Origin of the sequence: Mycoplasmopsis fermentans PG18, assembly GCF_000209735.1 — a bacterium.
Lineage (GTDB): Bacteria > Bacillota_I > Bacilli_A > Mycoplasmatales > Metamycoplasmataceae > Mycoplasmopsis > Mycoplasmopsis fermentans.
On record NC_021002.1, the window covers coordinates 404,209 to 421,975 of the forward strand.

At 25.9% G+C, this 17,767-nt stretch carries 14 protein-coding genes and 1 pseudogene; 13 read left to right on the plus strand and 2 right to left on the minus strand.

The genetic code is table 4. The features are described from left to right. Positions 1-47: 47 nt before the first annotated feature. The 5 genes and pseudogenes from truB to MBIO_RS01900 all read left to right on the plus strand — a co-directional run bounded on the left by truB (position 48) and on the right by MBIO_RS01900 (position 6,353). On the plus strand, positions 48-899 hold the full coding sequence (gene truB, locus MBIO_RS01880) for a tRNA pseudouridine(55) synthase TruB (protein WP_013526785.1): 852 nt from the start codon (positions 48-50) through the stop codon (positions 897-899). Positions 900-901: 2 nt separating this feature from the next. Then, entirely contained in the window at positions 902-1,744 is an 843-nt protein-coding gene (locus MBIO_RS01885; RefSeq protein WP_013354547.1) for a YcsE-related riboflavin metabolism phosphatase, read from the plus strand. Positions 1,745-1,763: 19 nt separating this feature from the next. Then, positions 1,764-2,636: an FAD synthase gene (locus tag MBIO_RS01890; RefSeq protein WP_013354548.1), complete on the plus strand. Its 873-nt coding sequence runs from the start codon at positions 1,764-1,766 to the stop codon at positions 2,634-2,636. Between the two features lie 109 nt (positions 2,637-2,745). Further along, positions 2,746-3,724 (plus strand): annotated as a pseudogene (locus MBIO_RS01895) (nucleotidyltransferase). An 85-nt stretch (positions 3,725-3,809) separates the two neighbouring features. Beyond that, a complete protein-coding gene (locus MBIO_RS01900; protein WP_013526787.1) occupies positions 3,810-6,353 on the plus strand; it encodes an ATP-binding cassette domain-containing protein in 2,544 nt (847 codons plus the stop codon). Positions 6,354-6,589: 236 nt separating this feature from the next. On the opposite strand, the gene MBIO_RS01905 is transcribed toward MBIO_RS01900, so the two are convergent. Next, positions 6,590-6,805 (minus strand): hypothetical protein, encoded by a 216-nt coding sequence (locus tag MBIO_RS01905; RefSeq protein ID WP_013354550.1) that lies wholly within the window; start codon positions 6,803-6,805, stop codon positions 6,590-6,592. A 96-nt stretch (positions 6,806-6,901) separates the two neighbouring features. On the opposite strand from MBIO_RS01905, the gene MBIO_RS01910 reads away from it, so the two are divergent. Beyond that, positions 6,902-7,642, plus strand: coding sequence for a hypothetical protein (locus MBIO_RS01910; RefSeq protein ID WP_013354551.1), 741 nt, complete (start codon positions 6,902-6,904; stop codon positions 7,640-7,642). Positions 7,643-7,645: 3 nt separating this feature from the next. Here the strand turns inward: MBIO_RS01910 and MBIO_RS01915 are convergent, their stop codons facing one another. Further along, the gene (locus MBIO_RS01915; RefSeq protein ID WP_013354552.1) at positions 7,646-8,068 is read right to left on the minus strand and encodes a hypothetical protein; all 423 of its coding nucleotides are present in this window, start codon (positions 8,066-8,068) and stop codon (positions 7,646-7,648) included. Positions 8,069-8,376: 308 nt separating this feature from the next. On the opposite strand from MBIO_RS01915, the gene MBIO_RS01920 reads away from it, so the two are divergent. From MBIO_RS01920 to MBIO_RS01950, 7 genes are all read left to right on the plus strand, one after another. Then, the gene (locus MBIO_RS01920; protein ID WP_041594208.1) at positions 8,377-10,572 is read left to right on the plus strand and encodes a P68 family surface lipoprotein; all 2,196 of its coding nucleotides are present in this window, start codon (positions 8,377-8,379) and stop codon (positions 10,570-10,572) included. 88 nt (positions 10,573-10,660) lie between these two features. Continuing rightward, positions 10,661-11,839, plus strand: coding sequence for a thermonuclease family protein (locus MBIO_RS01925; RefSeq protein ID WP_013354554.1), 1,179 nt, complete (start codon positions 10,661-10,663; stop codon positions 11,837-11,839). Between the two features lie 43 nt (positions 11,840-11,882). After that, the gene (locus MBIO_RS01930; RefSeq protein ID WP_013354555.1) at positions 11,883-13,979 is read left to right on the plus strand and encodes an ATP-binding cassette domain-containing protein; all 2,097 of its coding nucleotides are present in this window, start codon (positions 11,883-11,885) and stop codon (positions 13,977-13,979) included. Continuing rightward, positions 13,963-15,066, plus strand: coding sequence for a carbohydrate ABC transporter permease (locus tag MBIO_RS01935; RefSeq protein WP_041594209.1), 1,104 nt, complete (start codon positions 13,963-13,965; stop codon positions 15,064-15,066). The genes MBIO_RS01930 and MBIO_RS01935 overlap by 17 nt, the downstream gene beginning before the upstream one ends. Next, positions 14,981-15,964: a carbohydrate ABC transporter permease gene (locus MBIO_RS01940; RefSeq protein WP_013354557.1), complete on the plus strand. Its 984-nt coding sequence runs from the start codon at positions 14,981-14,983 to the stop codon at positions 15,962-15,964. Before MBIO_RS01935 ends, MBIO_RS01940 begins: the two co-directional genes overlap by 86 nt. Before the next feature lie 11 nt (positions 15,965-15,975). Then, positions 15,976-16,254 (plus strand): hypothetical protein, encoded by a 279-nt coding sequence (locus tag MBIO_RS01945; RefSeq protein ID WP_013526791.1) that lies wholly within the window; start codon positions 15,976-15,978, stop codon positions 16,252-16,254. A gap of 8 nt (positions 16,255-16,262) precedes the next feature. After that, entirely contained in the window at positions 16,263-17,759 is a 1,497-nt protein-coding gene (locus tag MBIO_RS01950; RefSeq protein WP_041594210.1) for a hypothetical protein, read from the plus strand. Positions 17,760-17,767 lie beyond the last annotated feature (8 nt).

Sequence of the window (17,767 nt, forward strand, 5' to 3'; positions counted from 1 at the left end):
TTTATAATTTTTTTATAAAATTATAAGGCACACCAATAAGGAGAAATATGTTTTATTTAATTAAAAAAACAAAAGGAATTTCATCATTTTCTTGTATAAAAACATTTGCTAAAAAAATGAATATTAAAAAAATAGGACACAGCGGAACACTTGATCCCTTAGCCTCTGGCTTATTGTTATGTGCTAGTGAAGATGACACAAAATTAATACCTTATATTAGCCATAAAAGTAAAACATATATCAGTAAAATAATTTTTGGTAAACATACTTCTACATATGATTCTGAAGGTGAAATTACTAACACTTCAGAAGTCAAAATTAAGGAAGAAGATTTAGAAAAAATCAACAAATGATTTTTAAATCAAAAAAGCCAAATACCTCCTATTTATAGTGCAAAAAAGATAAATGGTGTTCGTAGTTATAATTTAGCTAGAAATGGCCAAAAGGTTGAGTTAAACACTCAAAAAATAGAAGTTTTTAACTCAAAAATTTTAAATTTTGATTATCAAAAACAAGAGTTAACTATTGAGTTAGAAGTTTCTTTTGGAACATATATTCGTTCCTTAGCAAATGATGTTGGAATAGCATTCAATACTTATTCCTACATGTCAGAATTAGAAAGAATTAAAATAGGCAAACTAGCTTTAAGTAATACCAAAAATGAATATGAGCAAATTGAAATAAATAACTTATTTGATCTTGACTTTTATAATGCAACAGATAGTGAAATTGAATCTCTTAAAAAAGGTCAAGTTATTAACGCTAACAAAAAATTAAAAGACAATAAATATTTATTAATTAATAAAACAAAAGATCAAAACCTAATATTAGGAATTTTAGAATTAAAAAATAACAATTTAAAAGTTGTTAAATTATTTGGCAACCGATTAGAGGAGTAATTATGAAAAAAGAAGAATTAAAAGAAAATATTAAATTAGCTGCTTTCGATATTGATGGCACAATTTTACCTTATGCTCAACCAGAATTCAGCAATAATATTGAATTAATGTTTAAAAAACTAGAAGAATCAAACATTAAATCAGCTCTAGCCACAGCTAGGGAATTTGTTACTATTGGTAAATTAATGAACAAAGCTTCTAACCTTGATTATTTTATTGGCGCTAATGGTGCTTTTGTTTATGACTGCAAACACAAAGATTTAATTTTTGAACGCACAATTAAATTTGAAGACTTCAAAATTCTTTATGAATTCTTTAACAAATATATTACCTGTGAAGGATTCACGATAATGGATCGTAATTATGGTTGATATTCACCAAAAATGAATATTAATACATGATTCTTATCACCTCATCAAGCCAAAATGAAACCAGTTGATTATGATGCTGTGGAAAAAGACCACCTTCATGTCATAACTATTACAGCTAAAGACATTAAAAGCACAAATGATTGTGCTAAAAAAGCAAAAGAATTAATTGAAAAATACAACATGGATTTAGAAGTTAATTCACAATGAGCAACTGGTGTTTTTGTTAGTCCTAAAGGAATAACCAAATCACACACTTTAGATTGATTAGCTAAATATTTAAAACTAGATTCTAAAAAGAATTTAATTGCTTTTGGCGACAGTTCAAATGACTATGAAATGATTCGAGATGCAGCTTATGGTGTTACTATGGAAAAAGCAAGTGAATACTTAAAAGCTGTGGCTAATGATGTAGCTCTTGATCCAACATCTGATGGAGCTTACTTTAAACTAAAAGAATTAGACTTAATTAAATAATTTAATTTATAATTGAAATATGTCTTTAAAAGTTTATACATTTGATAATATTCCTAAATTTCAAAAACCTATTTTCATAATAGGCTCTTTTGAATCATTCCATTTAGGTCATTATAAACTTTTAGAAAAAGCTCGTGAATTAGCAAAAGAAAGTGAAAAAGAAAGAGACATTGTTTTAGTTTATTTTGAAGATATTGAGAATTTATCTAAAACAAAAAACTTAATTTTTTCAGATGCAAAAAACCGCGTTCAAGAGTTTGCAAATTTAAAAATAAATTTTGCTATAAGCCTGTTTTATAGTCAAATTAGTCATTTAAGTGCCCAAGATTTTATTGATAAATTAATAGCAAATCAAGATGATTATTCTTTTGTAATTGGTGAAGAATTTAAATTTGGCTTTAAACGTTCAGGCAATGTTCAATTCTTAGAAAATCATTACAATAAAGATAAAGTTTTTGCTCAAGAAGTTGTGAGATTAAAAAACAAACAAAAGATTTCAACTTCATATTTAAAAGAATTAATTGAATTTGGAGACATTGATTTACTTAACACTATCAACATGTTTCCTTATAGTTTTAGTGCTAAATTTTCAACTATTGAAAATAAAATTGAATTAAAAAAACATGAACTTTTAATTCCGCTAAGACAAGGTATTTATGCAGTTTTAGTTGAATTAAATAATTACAATTATTATGCATTAATGCAAGTTAATTTTGACACTAAATATTTCATTGAATTCTTAGATTTTAAAATCAAAGAAAACCAAAACATTGATGCTCGAATTAAAGTTTTAAAAGCGATTAGATTCTTTAGAAATAAAGAACTAGAATCAATTAATGAACAAAACAAATTAAATGCCAAAAGCATACTTTTAGATCTTAATAATAATTAGTAAAAAAACAAATTACTTTTATTTTGCATTACTTTTTGCATCTAAAATAAATATTTGGTTTTTTATTTTTATTTATTATAATAATAAATATTTATTTAAGAGGAGAACTATGGCTGTTGGAATTATTGCTGAATATAATCCATTTCACAATGGACATATTAAACAAATAAACTGAGTTAAAGAACATTTTCCAGGTGAAAAAATTGTTGTTGTTATGAGTGATAAATTTAGCCAACGTGGAGAATTAACAGTTGTTCCTTTTAGTATTAGAAAAAAATATGCAAAAAAATATGGTGTCAATAAAGTAATTAAATTGAAATTTGAAGAAACTGTGCAAGCAGCTCATATTTTTGCATACAATGCTGTAATGAAACTTTACAAAGCTAAAGTTGACAAAATTGTTTTTGGTAGTGAAAGTAACAATCCAGATTCAATGCTTTATTGCGCTAAAGTTATGAAAGAAAAACATAATGAATTTTCTTTTGCTTTATTGCAAAAAATGAAAAAATCAGGTTTAAGTTATCCTAAAGCAGTTAGTGAAGTTATGAAAGAATTAGTTGGCGAAAGTTTTGAAATGCCAAATGATATCTTAGGTTTTGAATACATAAAAGTTATAGTATATAATAATTTGCCAATTAAGATTTATACATTAAGAAGAGAAGTTGGTTATCATTCGGATAAAGTTGTAGATGAATTTGCCTCAGCTTCATATTTAAGAAAACTTATTTATCAAGGTCAAGATATTAGAGCTTATAGTCCAATGACTTTTAAAAAAGTACCAAGAACTACAGCTTCACTATATTGAAAATTTCAAAAAATAATGAATCATACTTCACTTAAGAAAATCAAAAGAATACCTTTAATTTCAGAAGGTATTGAAAACTTACTTAAGAAAAATATTACTTATCCAACTTATGAATCATTTGTGAAGCATGTACTTCAAAAAGATATACAGCTCAAGAATCCAAAGAATAATAGCTTGAATTTTAAATAGAAAGTGAAAGAAAACTTCAAATCGAAAAGTTAAAAAAATTATTAAAATTCATAAAAAAGAAGAAACACAAAATATTGAATCAAAGAGTAGATAAAATTAATTTTTCTTTTTTATTGCATTTATTTTTTTAATTAGGAAATTCTAATAAAATTAAAGTATATTCAAGTAGAAGGAGTTTTATGGACTCAACAAATAAGAAAAAAATCCTTGAAGTCCAAGGATTAAAAAAATATTTTTTTAACAACAACAAAATCAATAAAGCAGTTGATAATGTTAGCTTCAATTTATATGAAGGCCAAATTTTAGGTTTAATTGGTGAAAGTGGAAGTGGTAAAACCACTGTTGGAAGATCAATAGCAAAACTATATGATGATTTTCAAGGCCTTTTATTAGTTGATGGTAAATTAATTAACAATAAAAAAATGAGTGAAAGTGATCGTAAATTTTTAAGAAAAAATATTCAAATGATTTTTCAAAATCCTAAAAACTCATTGGATGAACAAAAAAGTATTTATTCAATTTTAAAAGAATCGTTGATAGCTAATAATATTTTAAAAATCAAAACAAAAGAAATCTTTAAAAATTGAAAAAACATCAAAGAAATATTTGATGCAGATTTTTTATTAAAATATCGTACTTTGCAAAAAGAAGGGCTTAACTCTATAAACTGTTTAGCTCAAGATTTTATTAATGAATGAGAAACAAATCAAAAAAGATTTGAAACAAGTGATTCGCTATTACCTGTTGATTTATTTAAAAATATTTATTCATATTTTGAAGAAAAACAAGATTTACAAATTCAAATAATTGATAACTTACATAAAGATATTAATCAATTGTTAGAATTCTATGAACAAAAACAAATTGACTATACTAATGGTAATTTTCCTTTTGGCATATTTGACTTTATTGAATTAGAAAACGAAAGAAAAAAAGCTTTAATTTTAACTAAAATGTCAAAAGAAAATTATGAATCAATGCAATTAATTGATAACTTAAATAATGAAATGAAAAACATTAAAAAAGAGTTTTGAGATCATCAAAAAGAAAATGAAATTTTACTTAAAAATTATCAAGAAGAATTCAAATCTGAAATCAAAAATTATGAATTTGAAATGAATAATACTTTAGATGAAGAATTATACAAATTTGACTATAAAAAAGCTTTTTTAGCAAAAATGCAAATTGATTTATTAAATAAAAATAAGAAGCTAATTAACAACTTATTAGTTAAAGATATTAAAGAACTTATTTATGATTTAAAAAACTATAATTTAGATTTTTTTAATAAGTATTTCCAACCACTTGAATTTAACAAAAAAATCAAAGAAAATATGCAATCAACTTATGAAACATATTACGAATTTGATTTCAATAAATACATAATCAGAAGTAATTTGAATTTAACTCAATATGAAGAAAAAATTGACCACATTAAAAAATTAATTTCTAAGCAAATGATTCTATCTAAAAATGCCGGTGATGTTAAAAATTCAATTGAATATTTAAATGAGTTGAAAACAAAAATAGAAAAAATTGATCTTGAATTTGAAGATAAACTTGTAAATCATAAAGAAGAAACACTTAAAAAAGTGAAACAAGTTGAAACTGAATTAGATGAAAAAGAAAAAATTAATAATGTTTTAAAAATCAGGCAATCTAATTTTTATCAAAATTATTCAGACATCAAATTACTTAAACTTTTCAATACTTTTTTAGCTAATTGACTTGCAAAAAGTAATAAGAATGAAAAAGTTGAAAATACAAATTATGCAAATAATTTACAAAATAAATTAAAAGATAAAATTTTAACCTTAAAAGCATTAAATATAGAAATTAGCCAATTACAAGAAGACTTAAAAACTGTTAAAGAATTTATGGGATTAAGTCATAAAAACTCAAAAAGTTTTTTTGGAGTTTTCAAAGACTTTTTTACTAATCAAAAAATAAAAAGAAATGTTAAAGAATTATTATGCAAAAACATAATTTATAAAGCTTTAGAAGATGTCGGATTACTTAAACAATTTGCTTACCGTTATCCACATGAATTCTCAGGTGGTCAATTACAAAGAGTTGCAATAGCTAGAGCCTTAATTGTTGAACCTAAAATAATTATTGCTGATGAACCTATTGCTTCACTAGACATTTCAATTCAAGCACAAGTAGTTAACTTGCTTAAAGAACTATGCGAAAAAAGAAACATTGGAGTTATCTTTATAGCTCATGATCTTTCGATGATTGAATATTTAGCTGATGAAGTGCAAATTATGCATCATGGTAAATTTGTTGAAGGCGGTAAAACCAATATTATCTACAAAAAACCAATGCACCCTTATACTCAAAACTTATTTGCCTCAATTCCTAGAGTTGAAAATGCTAATAAAAAATTTATCAACCAAGACTTTGAAGCTAAATATCTCGAAGAACAAAAATTTTCTAATACAACTGATTTATACCTAATTGAGCCAAATCACTATTTATATGGAACTAGAAATCAAGTGCTCAAGTGAATTGAAAAATATAATTTAGTTAATCCGGTTTTAGCTCAAGAATTAGAATATCAAAAGATAGCTAAAAACACAAAAGATTCACCTTTTGATGGACTTAATGAAATACCTGAAGGTGTTGATTACACTCAAGTTATGGATATTAGTATGTTCACTTCTGAAATTAAAGTTTCAAAAACAACTTTCGATTTAAACAAAAAAAGTAAGGAAAAATAATGCTTAAGCTTTTTTTTACAAGTCAGCATTATTTTCTTTCAAATTTTTTTAATTTTGCTCGTTAGCAAATTCTTTGTATTTACTATCAACATCTTGAACTTTGTTATGAATATCTTCATACCATTTTTCAAATTCTTTACGATATATTGATGAAATAAAAATATGACCATTGCATTTTTTTGATTAATAATATCAATTTTGTTTATATTTTCTAAAAATTAATAATTAGCTCATTTTTAAAAAGTATGAAAATTAATTCTAAATTTTTTGAATTCATTTTTTTCTAGATCGCTTTTGCTATTAATAGTTTTTAGAAATGTTTTAAGATAACTTTTTTCCTTGTTATATTCTTCTTTAACAACTAAAATTGGCTTACAACTAGCAGCCAAAACTGGAGTTAATAAAGCAAGTGAACTAATTGTATCTAAAATCAATTTTCTTATTCTCTTCATACTTCTATCATAGCAAATATAATAATAAAGGGAAATTTGATATTATCAAATGCAAAAAATACTTGTTATAATTAATAAATCACAATAAGGAGAATTATGCCAATTTGAGGTCAAATATTATTAGTACTTTTTTCATCAATATTTTTATCAACAATTTTTGTTGTTTTAACATATAAATTCTTTTTGCCATTAAGCACTATAATTTCCACATTTGCTAAGAATTTTTTAAATAAAAAAGTTAATATAAAGCAAGACATTTTAGAATCTTTTTATTTTAAAAACAACAAAAATAGAAAAATCTTTGTTTCATTAACAATCGTTTCAATGTTAATTACCTTTTTATTGGTTTTTTTACCAATTTTTGTTAGTTTAAATAATTATATTTATTTGCCTTTAATAATTGTTTTTTTAAGTTGTTCAACTATTTTTGCTTTTGTTTATTACGCTTTTTCTTATGCTACAGTTCGATTACAAGAATGAATTGAATCAAATAAAGGATATGAAGAAGAATTTACTTTTTATAATAAAGCATATGAATATCAAATCGATTTTTTTGATTTTGATTTAAATAGTGCAAAATATATGGTTGTCGAATCAAATAATTTATTGCCGGCTTTAAAAGTTAAACATTTTATTAGCTTTAAAAAGTTACAAAAAATATACAAAAAAACACTTCATATTCAACTTTTAGAAAATGAATGTTACCTTTATTCATTGATTAATACTGATCATTGTTTTATTAAAAAAACCAAGGTCAAAAATATACAATATTTTGCCCTATTGCAAGATTTTATAGAGAAATTTAAAAAAGTAAGAGCTTTCTTAAATTTAAATTAGCCCTTACTTTTTTAAATAAAAATCTCACAATTCTTGTGTCATTTTGTCATCACAATTTTCATCATTACCATTTTTTAAAATATATTCATATCAATTTTTATGCAATTGTTGAAAACTTTGAAGTAATCTTGTTGCATATTGATATATTTTTCTATTTCTTAGTGATACTGGACCAGGTTTTAAAGTATCTACTTGAACAATATATTTAGAAAAATTCACTAAACTTTCTCTTAATTCTTCATATTTTTCTTCTTGAATATCTTTTTTATTTTCAAATTCTTTGACACATTCTTTTGATTTCACTATCTCATTATTGAATTTATTTTCAATAGCTTTTAAATTGCAGCCACTTGCTGAAATAGTCATTGAAATTGGAATAGCAAAAGAAGAAACAATTAAAATATTTTTGATTTTTTTTCTTTGCATTTCTAACCTTTTTTTGTTACGAAATTAAGTGTTTTTATTATTTATTAAGATAATATTATAACAAATTTCAACATAATGAAAAGAGTTGTGAAAAACTTATGAGAATTTTTCAAAAATTATCTTAAACATTTAAATTTGTATATTAATAAAATATAATTTTCTCGTGATAAATAATATAGCTCAATATACCATAGTTATCCATAACTATACATTCTAAAATTTATTTTACTTATATTTATTTTTGTTTTATTTGTTATTTAGCAATATTTTTTATCATTAAAATACATTTTATTTGAAAGGAAGTCAAAATGAAAAAAGCTAATAAGCTTATTATTTCTCTTGGTACAGCATTTGCAGCATTGTCTCCAGTTGTATTAAGTGTTGGATGTGGAGGTGGAGGTTCTTCCAACCTAGATTCAATTAATGGTGAAAGTACTCCATCAAATGAAAACTCAGCTTATGCAAACGATAAAAAAGGTTACAATATTAAAGCCAATGACAAAGTTCAAATTGCTACAACTTTCTCTAAAGGTAGAGCTCAATATGAAGCTTTAAATGATATAATCAAAAATTACAACAGATTAATGAAAGATCAACCTGGTTTTAAAGAAGTTGAACAAGTTAGTTTAGGTTCAGGTTATGACGGTCAAGCTGACGTGGTTAGAAAAAAAATAACAGCCAAAGAAGCTCAAATGCCTAACTTACTTCTTAACTATTCATCTTTAGCATCATCTCTTGCCGAAAGTGGAGTATTGTTGAACTTTACAACTAAAGAAAATGGGGGCAAAGAATCAATTTCTAATAGTGATTTTGCAGAATCATTTTCAAGAGCAAATAGAACAACATCAAAAATTAATAATGGTGGTTCATGATTAATTCCTATTGCTAAAAGCTCAATTAACTTAGGCGCTAATGGTCCTGTTCTTTCATACGTAATTGAAAGTATGCTTGCAAAAGGGGCTAAAATTGATCCAAGTTGAAAAGATAAATGAGATAAAATCAAAAAATCAGGTTTAAAAGATAGAGCAGCCGTTATTGAAAACTGAGGTGCTGTTAAATCAGATGTTAGTGCATTAAAATTAAATGAGTTAACAATTAAAGAATCAACATTCTCAAATATTTACTCATTATTAGAATTTTGTGACAAAGCACAAAAAATGTTTGAAAAATCATCAGCAGTGACTACTTTAGAAGGACCACATGCCTTAGGTATTGATGATATTACAGGATTTATTCAAACTTTAGGATATGCTTCAGTTGGAGCCGATCCTGAATCATGAATTACAACAGTTGTTGAAGAAGATGGCGAAAGAAAAATAAGTTACAAATCATTTGTGGAAGCTACATCACAAGCTAATAGTAAATTTAAAGAACTTTATGATATGTTTGTTCCTAAATTGAAATCTCAATCTGTTGTTTTCCAACAAAGTGGTGCTTATACATCTAGTGAACAAATAAGACATAACTTTATGTTTGATATTGGTTCAACAGCTGGATATACTCATAACTTTGCTAAAAAAAGCGAAACATCTATTGAAATTAAAAATAGTGAAGGTAAATTCTCTTCTGGATGAAATGAAAACAATAATAAATTTGCCCAAATTGTAAAACATGATGATGGAACATATCGTATTGGTGGTCACTTAAATAAAATTAAAAAAGACACTGAAAAACTTGAAAATTATGAATGAAAAGCAAAAACCGCAGATATTTACAACAAATTAGCAGGTTATAGTCAAATTCCTACTGGAACTAAAAAAATTAGTTCACCAAGTGGAACAAATGTTTATGCTTTCATGATTGAAACCAAAAATAAAGATGATATTAAAACTTTAGATGCAGCTTTAGCAGATGGAAAACTTGTAAAAGTTGGTGAATTTGTTAATAATCAAAATAAAGAAGCTATTTTATACCTTGCTTTTGGTAAAGGTGCTGGTATTTCAGGACTTAAAATTGTTGAAAAAGGTTTAGATTCTCTTCTTGAAAAAGACGAATTCTTTAAATTTGCAACTCCTTCAAAAACAAAAGACACTGATGCTAAAAATGTTTATTATGCACAAGGTCCTTCATTATTTGGAATTAGATCTAGTGATAATGCAATGAATCAAGCAACAAGAATGTTTGTTAAATGATTTGTAACATCAGGCGCAACTGAATTAGAATATAAAGATCAAGAAACTGGAAATGTAATTAAAAAAGTAATAAAACCTTCTTTAATGTTTTCAGAACAAGCATCATATATTTTTGCTGTTAAAGATTTTGAAAAAACACCAATGACAACAACCAATCCTTACTTACGTGAATGTTTTGAAATGTTTAAAAAAACAATTGAAGATCCAGAACACAATGCTATCTATGAGGAATATGGTGATCCAAATGGTGATGCATTTAGAGGTGCATTAGGAACAGCATGAAGAAATGTTTATGGTAACAAAAGCCCAGGACAATATAAAGATCAAATAATTGACGCTGTAGTTGCTTCAAACAACAAATTATTTAATTAATTTTAATTAAAAAAACACAATAAATTAGATAGAAATATCTAGTTTATTTGTATAAACTTAAAAATTTATTTTTAAAAAAGGACTTATTATGAAGTTTAAAAATAATACTTTAAATTTTTGTTTGAATACAATTGTTCCTTCAATGGCTATTGTAGTTTGTTCTTCATGTCAAAGTAAAGATGACAAAATTTATAATGAAGCTTTTAAAGAAGACATCAAGTTCGATTATGTAGCTTATAATCCAGCTACTGGAAAATATGATATTGTTGACAAAAATATTGAAAATCAATTGACAACTAGTTTGAATAATTTATCAAATATTTCAAGAGAATTTACTTATGATGGTGAAGAATATAAACTTGAAATAGATACAATTTCTCTTGCAAGAACATTTGATAAAAACAAAACTTTTAGTGAAAACTTGAAAGATCCAAACTTTATTAATAATCAAAGGGAATATACTTACAAAATTTTCAAAAAAAATCCTAAAGGTAAATGAAAAGAATATGATAAGTATGACATTTCAAAAATGACAAAGAAATTTGACGTTAAGTTAAATTTAGTTGACAATTTTGACAAAATGGATACTAGAATTGATTATTCAAAATTACAAGCTACAGCTTATGATTGAGATCAAATGGCAAAAGAAGGTTTAAATTACTATGATGGCGAAATCGTAAGTTGAAATGATGGAGATACTCCTAAAGTCAAATATTATGATCCAAAGAAAAAAGAGATGGTAGTTGAAACCATTAGAATTCAAGGAGTTGATACTCCTGAAAAAGCTGTTGGCAAAGAAATTGCTCCAATTTTTGAAAAGAGATTCGCGGAAAAATCATCTGAATTTGCTAATGTAAATTTACCAGCTGGTACAAAAGTTAGATTTATTTATTCTAATAAAGATGCTTTTAAAAGAATCGTAGCTCATTTATTTTGAGGCGAAAAAAATGGACACAAGTATGTGTATGAATATTCTGCTGCTATTACTAGATTTGGATTTACATTGCCTTATGCTGATGGTACAGAATTAATAAATATGACTAATGCTGGTAAAACTCAACATTATACATTCTTACAAATAGGTGAAGCTTTTGAAGCTGCTATGGCTGAAAAGACAGGATTCTTTAAATGTTTAAGTGATCCTGATGACATATCAAGATATGTTTATTTATCAAAAAGAAATGGTAAATACACCATTTTTCAAAAGAAATCAAATTCAAATGTATTTAAATTTAAAGATAAAGCTTACAAAAACCCTATAAACTAGGGCTTTAAGATTAAATTAATATTATTAAATTAAAGGAAAAAATATGATATTTATTAATAGATTAATTAATCTTTTTAAGAAAAAAACAACCAAGTTTAATAAAGAAGATGAAACAGAATTTTTACGTCTAAAGCAAGAAATAGAATCAAAGAAAAATATTGATCGTAACTCTGCTATAGAATTAAAAAATGTTTTTATCGACTTTGGTGAAACTTTAGCTGTAGATGATGTTAGTTTTAAAATTCCAGAAGGTTCATTAGTAACTCTTTTAGGACCTTCAGGATCAGGTAAAACAACAACTCTTAATGCTATCTCAGGGTTATTAACAATAACAAGTGGGAAGGTGTTTTTTAGAGGAAGAGACGTTACAAGATTAACACCTCAACAAAGGAAATTGGGTTTCGTTTTTCAAAACTATGCCTTATATCCTCATATGAGTGTTTATGACAACATCGCATTCCCTCTTAAAAATGATGCAGATTGACAAAACAAAGTTTTAGATAGAAAAACAGAAGCTATCATTAATATTAGAAATATTTATCTTAAATCATTAGGTGCTAGTGATTTAGAAATTAAGCAAATTAATGAAGCTTGAAAAATTTACAAATCAATTTATAGAGAAACACAATCAGAATTAGCTAATTATCGTGTTGAATTACGTGAAAAATTTGATAAAGCGTTTACTGATTATAAAATGTCAAAAGTTCACTATACAGCTGATTTAAGCTTAGCTTCTAAATTGGCTTTAAAAAGCTTTGAAAGCTTGAAAAAGTCAAAACATGATCAACTTAATGCTATTAACGAAGAATACAATCTTCTTAAAAATAACAATAGACTAAAAGCTGAAGAAGAATATAAACAATCAAAATTCTTAACTGATTTTGATAAAAACTTATTAAAAAGAAGCAAACCAAAAAGTATAGAAGAAGTACAAGAAGAACTTGACAAAACTCAAAAACTTATTGAACAAGTTGTTTTAGAAAACCGTAGTGAATTTTCTCATGAAACTCAAAGACAACTTGTTAAAACTGAAAATCAATTAATGAAAAATAATATTTATTACAAATATTACATGAACCTTAAAAAGGCTATTGTTAAATATGAACCATTAATTGATAAATACAAAAAAACTTACAAAGAAGTTAAAAAAGAATATAAAAATTCTGTCCGTAATAATTCAAAATTAAAAAGATTAGTACGCAATGAAAAAATTATGAAAATGTACGCATTAGTTAATTTTGAAAAAATTCAAAATGAAATTTATCAAAAATACAACTTAAAGCAAATTATTGATGAAGATCACAAATTAAAAAATGCGAACTTAACAGATGAAGACAGAAACCAAATTGTTGAATATTCTAAAGATATAATTAGCCTTAAAAAAGCAATTCATAGAGAAGTGCTTGAAGTTGCTGAACGTGTTGAAATTCTTCCAATCTTACAAAAGAAACCAACTCGTCTTTCAGGTGGTCAACAACAACGTGTGGCAATTGCCCGTGCTATTGTTAAAAAACCTCAAATTCTTCTTATGGACGAACCTCTTTCAAACTTGGATGCTAAATTACGTATTTCAACTCGACAATGAATTAGAGATATTCAACAAAAATTAGGTATTACTACAGTATTCGTTACACACGACCAAGAAGAAGCTATGTCAATTAGTGACATTGTTATCTGTATGTCAATGTCTAAAGTTCAACAAATTGGTTCACCAATGGAACTTTACAACAAACCACGTAACAAATTTGTAGCTAGATTTTTAGGAATGCCAGAAATGGGCATGTTCGACTCTAAATATAAAGATGGAAAACTTACTGTTTTAGGTGTTGAAATTCCTGGAATCAAATTAAACGATGTTGACTTCAAAGATCTTAGTGTTGGTGTTAGAGCCGAAGACTTTGAAATTAAAAATAGAAAGCAAGATGCACAATTCAGTGGCGTAGTTAAAGCTGCTGAAAACTTTGGTAAAGAAAGCAAATTAATAGTAACTTTAGAAAATGGTGAAAATATCAACTTTTTAGTTGACAATGACTATAATTACAAAGCTAAAGATGAAATTTATTTCAACATACCAAAACATCGTCTTCACATTTTTGACAAGTTAACAGAAGAAAGAATTGAATATGAAATCAAAAAATAACTTTTGAGCAAAATTAGCTATCAAGTTTTCTTGATTAACTACTTTTAGTGCTCAAAAGCAAGCTAATAGAAAAGAAGAAGCTCTAGCTGAATCAGTAGTTGAAAAGCATACTCCTGCTTACAAACCATTGATTTTGTTAGTGCCAACTTTACTTGTTATTACAGCATTTACATTAGTTCCTTTTATAATAAACATTATTCAATCATTTACTGTACAAAATGCTAAAAATGGCGTTTTACATAATTTTGAATCTCTATTTAAGGAACCAAAATTTGCTGTAGGGGTTAGAAACTCAATTTTATATGCTATTGTTGTTCTACCTTTTGTTATGATGGTATCTTTATTAATATCTTCATGTATCGCAAACGTTTATCGTAAGTGAGCAAGAGGTTTTTGACAAACAATATTCTTCTTACCTTATATAACAAATATTGTTGCTGTGTCTTTATCATTTATTCAATTTTTTGAAAATAATGGTTTATTCAACACAATTTTCAATTTAGGAGAAATTCCTTGATTAAATGATAAATCACCAAAAGCAATTATTTCTTTCTATCCATTCCTTGCAATGGTTGTTCAAGGTATTTGATCAGGGCTAGCATTTAATGTTTTAATTTTTACAACAGCAATGCTTTCAGTTGACAAAAACCTCTATAAATCAGCCTCAATCGACGGAATTGGACCAGTTAAACAATTCTTTACAATTACCTTGCCTTCTATTAAATCAACTACTACTTTCTTAGTAACAATGGGAATTATAAACGGAATAAAAGTCTTTCCTCTTGCATTATTCAATAATAGACCTGAAGAAGCAGTTTTAAAAGGTGCTTCAACCTTAATGATCTTCGTTTACTACTACACAAGTCTTGGTGGAGCAGAAAACTTATCATTAGCTGCTGCAGGTTCTATATTGTTATTTATTATTGGTATAGTTTACTCAACTATTATTAGAGGGGGATTTGGAACAATAATGAGAGTATCATTAAACTTAGGAGAAAGCAATGTTTGAAACAAAATTAAAGATTCAGAAGTGATGATCAAATATCAAAATAAGAAAAAACAAAGACAAAACAGCGCAACAAGTTAGAGAAGTCTCTGCTTTTGGAATGTTACTTGGTTTATTTCTTAAATTATTGGCATTAACATTTTTTGCTCTTATTATTTTGTTCCCATTCTTCTTTATGTTGATGATTTCTTTGATGCCTGAAACTCAAGCAAAAACATTACAATCATCATTCTCAATAATTCCTAAATCATTAACTTGAACAAACTATTCAACCGCTGCTAATACAAAAGCTAATGGTAATAGTGATTATTGATCAGCATTTGCATTAACTTTTGCCAATGTTATTTTCTCGATTATAGTTAAAATATTTATTACATTATTTGCAGGTTATGCCTTCTCGCTTAAAAAGTGAAGAGGTAAAAACATATTATGAGCTATTTTAATGGGATTATTAATTTTACCTGAAGTTGCTCTTCTTTCAGGACAATATAAAGTTGTTACTGAATGAAACAATGCAATGGCACTTAAAAATAATTTCATAGGTGCTATGGTTATTATTGCTGTACCATTTGTGGCTTCAATCTTCAATGCTTTAATGTTTAAAAATGCATTTGAATCGATTCCTTCAAGAATTAAAGAAGTTGCTTTAGTCGATGGAGCTGCGGGTGCTAAATATCTGTTTAAAATAGCTATACCTATGGTTACACCAACAACTTTAACAGTGGTAATTCTAACAGCCTTAGCTGCTTGAAACTCATACTTGTGACCATCTCTTGCTCTTGGAAGCGACTACTTCATTATTTCTACATGATTATTCCATGTTGGTCGTGATGAAAGTAGTGGTGTTCCTATTATTCTTCAAAGTATTAAAATGGCTGGTGCCGTACTTGTTATTATACCAATGTTTATTTTCTACTTTGCCTTTAGAAAAAGAATTATGAATGCTATATCTCGTCAAGGAAGTACTATTAAAGGTTAGGAAGTGAAATTATGAAAAAAGCAAATATAAAAACCAAAACAATAATTTGATTAATACTCGCTATTATTGCTTTTATACTTTTAATCATATTTTCAGTTGTATTGCATAATACTATTCAAGTTTTAAAATTATCTGAATTTATTAGTTTCGACAAAGACTATCTACATGAAGCTATGTCACAATATTCATTTGCAATTGCAATAATTACATTTAGCTCAATCATAATTCTAATAGGTACTTATATTTCATATGCAGGATTCAAAAGTTGAAAATATAATGCAACTATTTAAGGAGAATAATGAATAAAAAAATGAAATTTAAAAAATTAATGTTTATTGCTGCTTCAACTTTAGCCTTAGGAGTTGCACCTGCAATTACAATGTCATGTAATTTCTATATTAAATCTAATCCATTCTTAGAATATCTTAAAGACAAATCAGAAAATTTAAGTTTTTATAAGAAAACTCCATATTGATTACAAAAAAATGCTAAAGATAAAACAAGTAATCAATTAGAATTGGCTTACAACTTTTTTGCTCCACATCATGCTAAAGTTTTACGTTACGATTCAAATGGTGCTTTCCCTTATTTAACTTCAACAAGGGAATCAACTTTATATGATTCAAACTTTAGTGAAAAAGGCATTTTTGATAACCTTTCTTATACAGAAAGTCAACAAGTTAAAAAACTTGAAGAATTTAAAAATACAAAAGAATACATTAAACAACATCCAAATGAAGTTGGCAAATACTTAACAAAATATTTTTATCAATTAACTAATAAACAAGCTGAAGATGTTTTTATGTATTACTTCAACAATACTCAATATGGTTACTACGTTTTAACGAATTATTATCGTATGTTCAAAGTTGAAAATGATTTTATTTACGATGGAAGTGAAAAACCTCTTAAAAACATTTCAACAATTTCAGACGGTACTAATAAACGTTATTTTGACATTGTTAATCTATATGCATTAGAACATTTAGGTGATTTTATTAAAGAAAATAAAAATTTAATTAATGAAAATTTTGAAGACTTTTTTATTAAATTCTTAAATGAAAGTAAAAAATATGGTCTAAGAATATCTTCAAAAAACGATAGTTTAGTAGCACAAGAAGGTATGCAAAATGCTTTTGCTCCTGATTACTATTTAAGAAATCAAGATCGTAAACAAGAAGACTTAAAGGATGCCGCATTATTTTACAAAAATGCTGATTTAAACCCTGAAGGACAAATTTATAAAGACTTTATGAAAAATCCTGTTGAGTTTATTAAAAAACATCCAAACGTTATTAAAGCTGATGCTTCAGAAACAAAAATTAATGACCGTACAAATAAAAATTACACAATTACTGTTCTTAATAAAATAAAAAGCGAAATTAATAAAATAAAAAATTATGGTGTTAATGAAGAAACCATTTTAAGAGCACTATTTACAATTTTAGAATTTCATGGATTAAAAGATTATCAACTTGGATTTGCATACAATAAAACAACTAAAAATCTTGAATTTTATTTTGAAAAATTAGTTAATAACAAATGAAAAATTTTTAGCTTATCAAACTTTTTTGATAACTTAAGAAAAAAATTCGACCGAACTAACCCAGTCGATGAAGAATTCACAAAAGATAAATTAATTACATATGATGCATTTCCATCTGATTGAACATTTGATTTACCTAACACTGTTACAAAAGATGATGTAGATAAAATGTCTATTTACTTAGAAAATGGTGTTAAAGAACTTAAATTTACATTGACAAAAATAAAACAATATTCTAATATCAAATAATCAAAAAT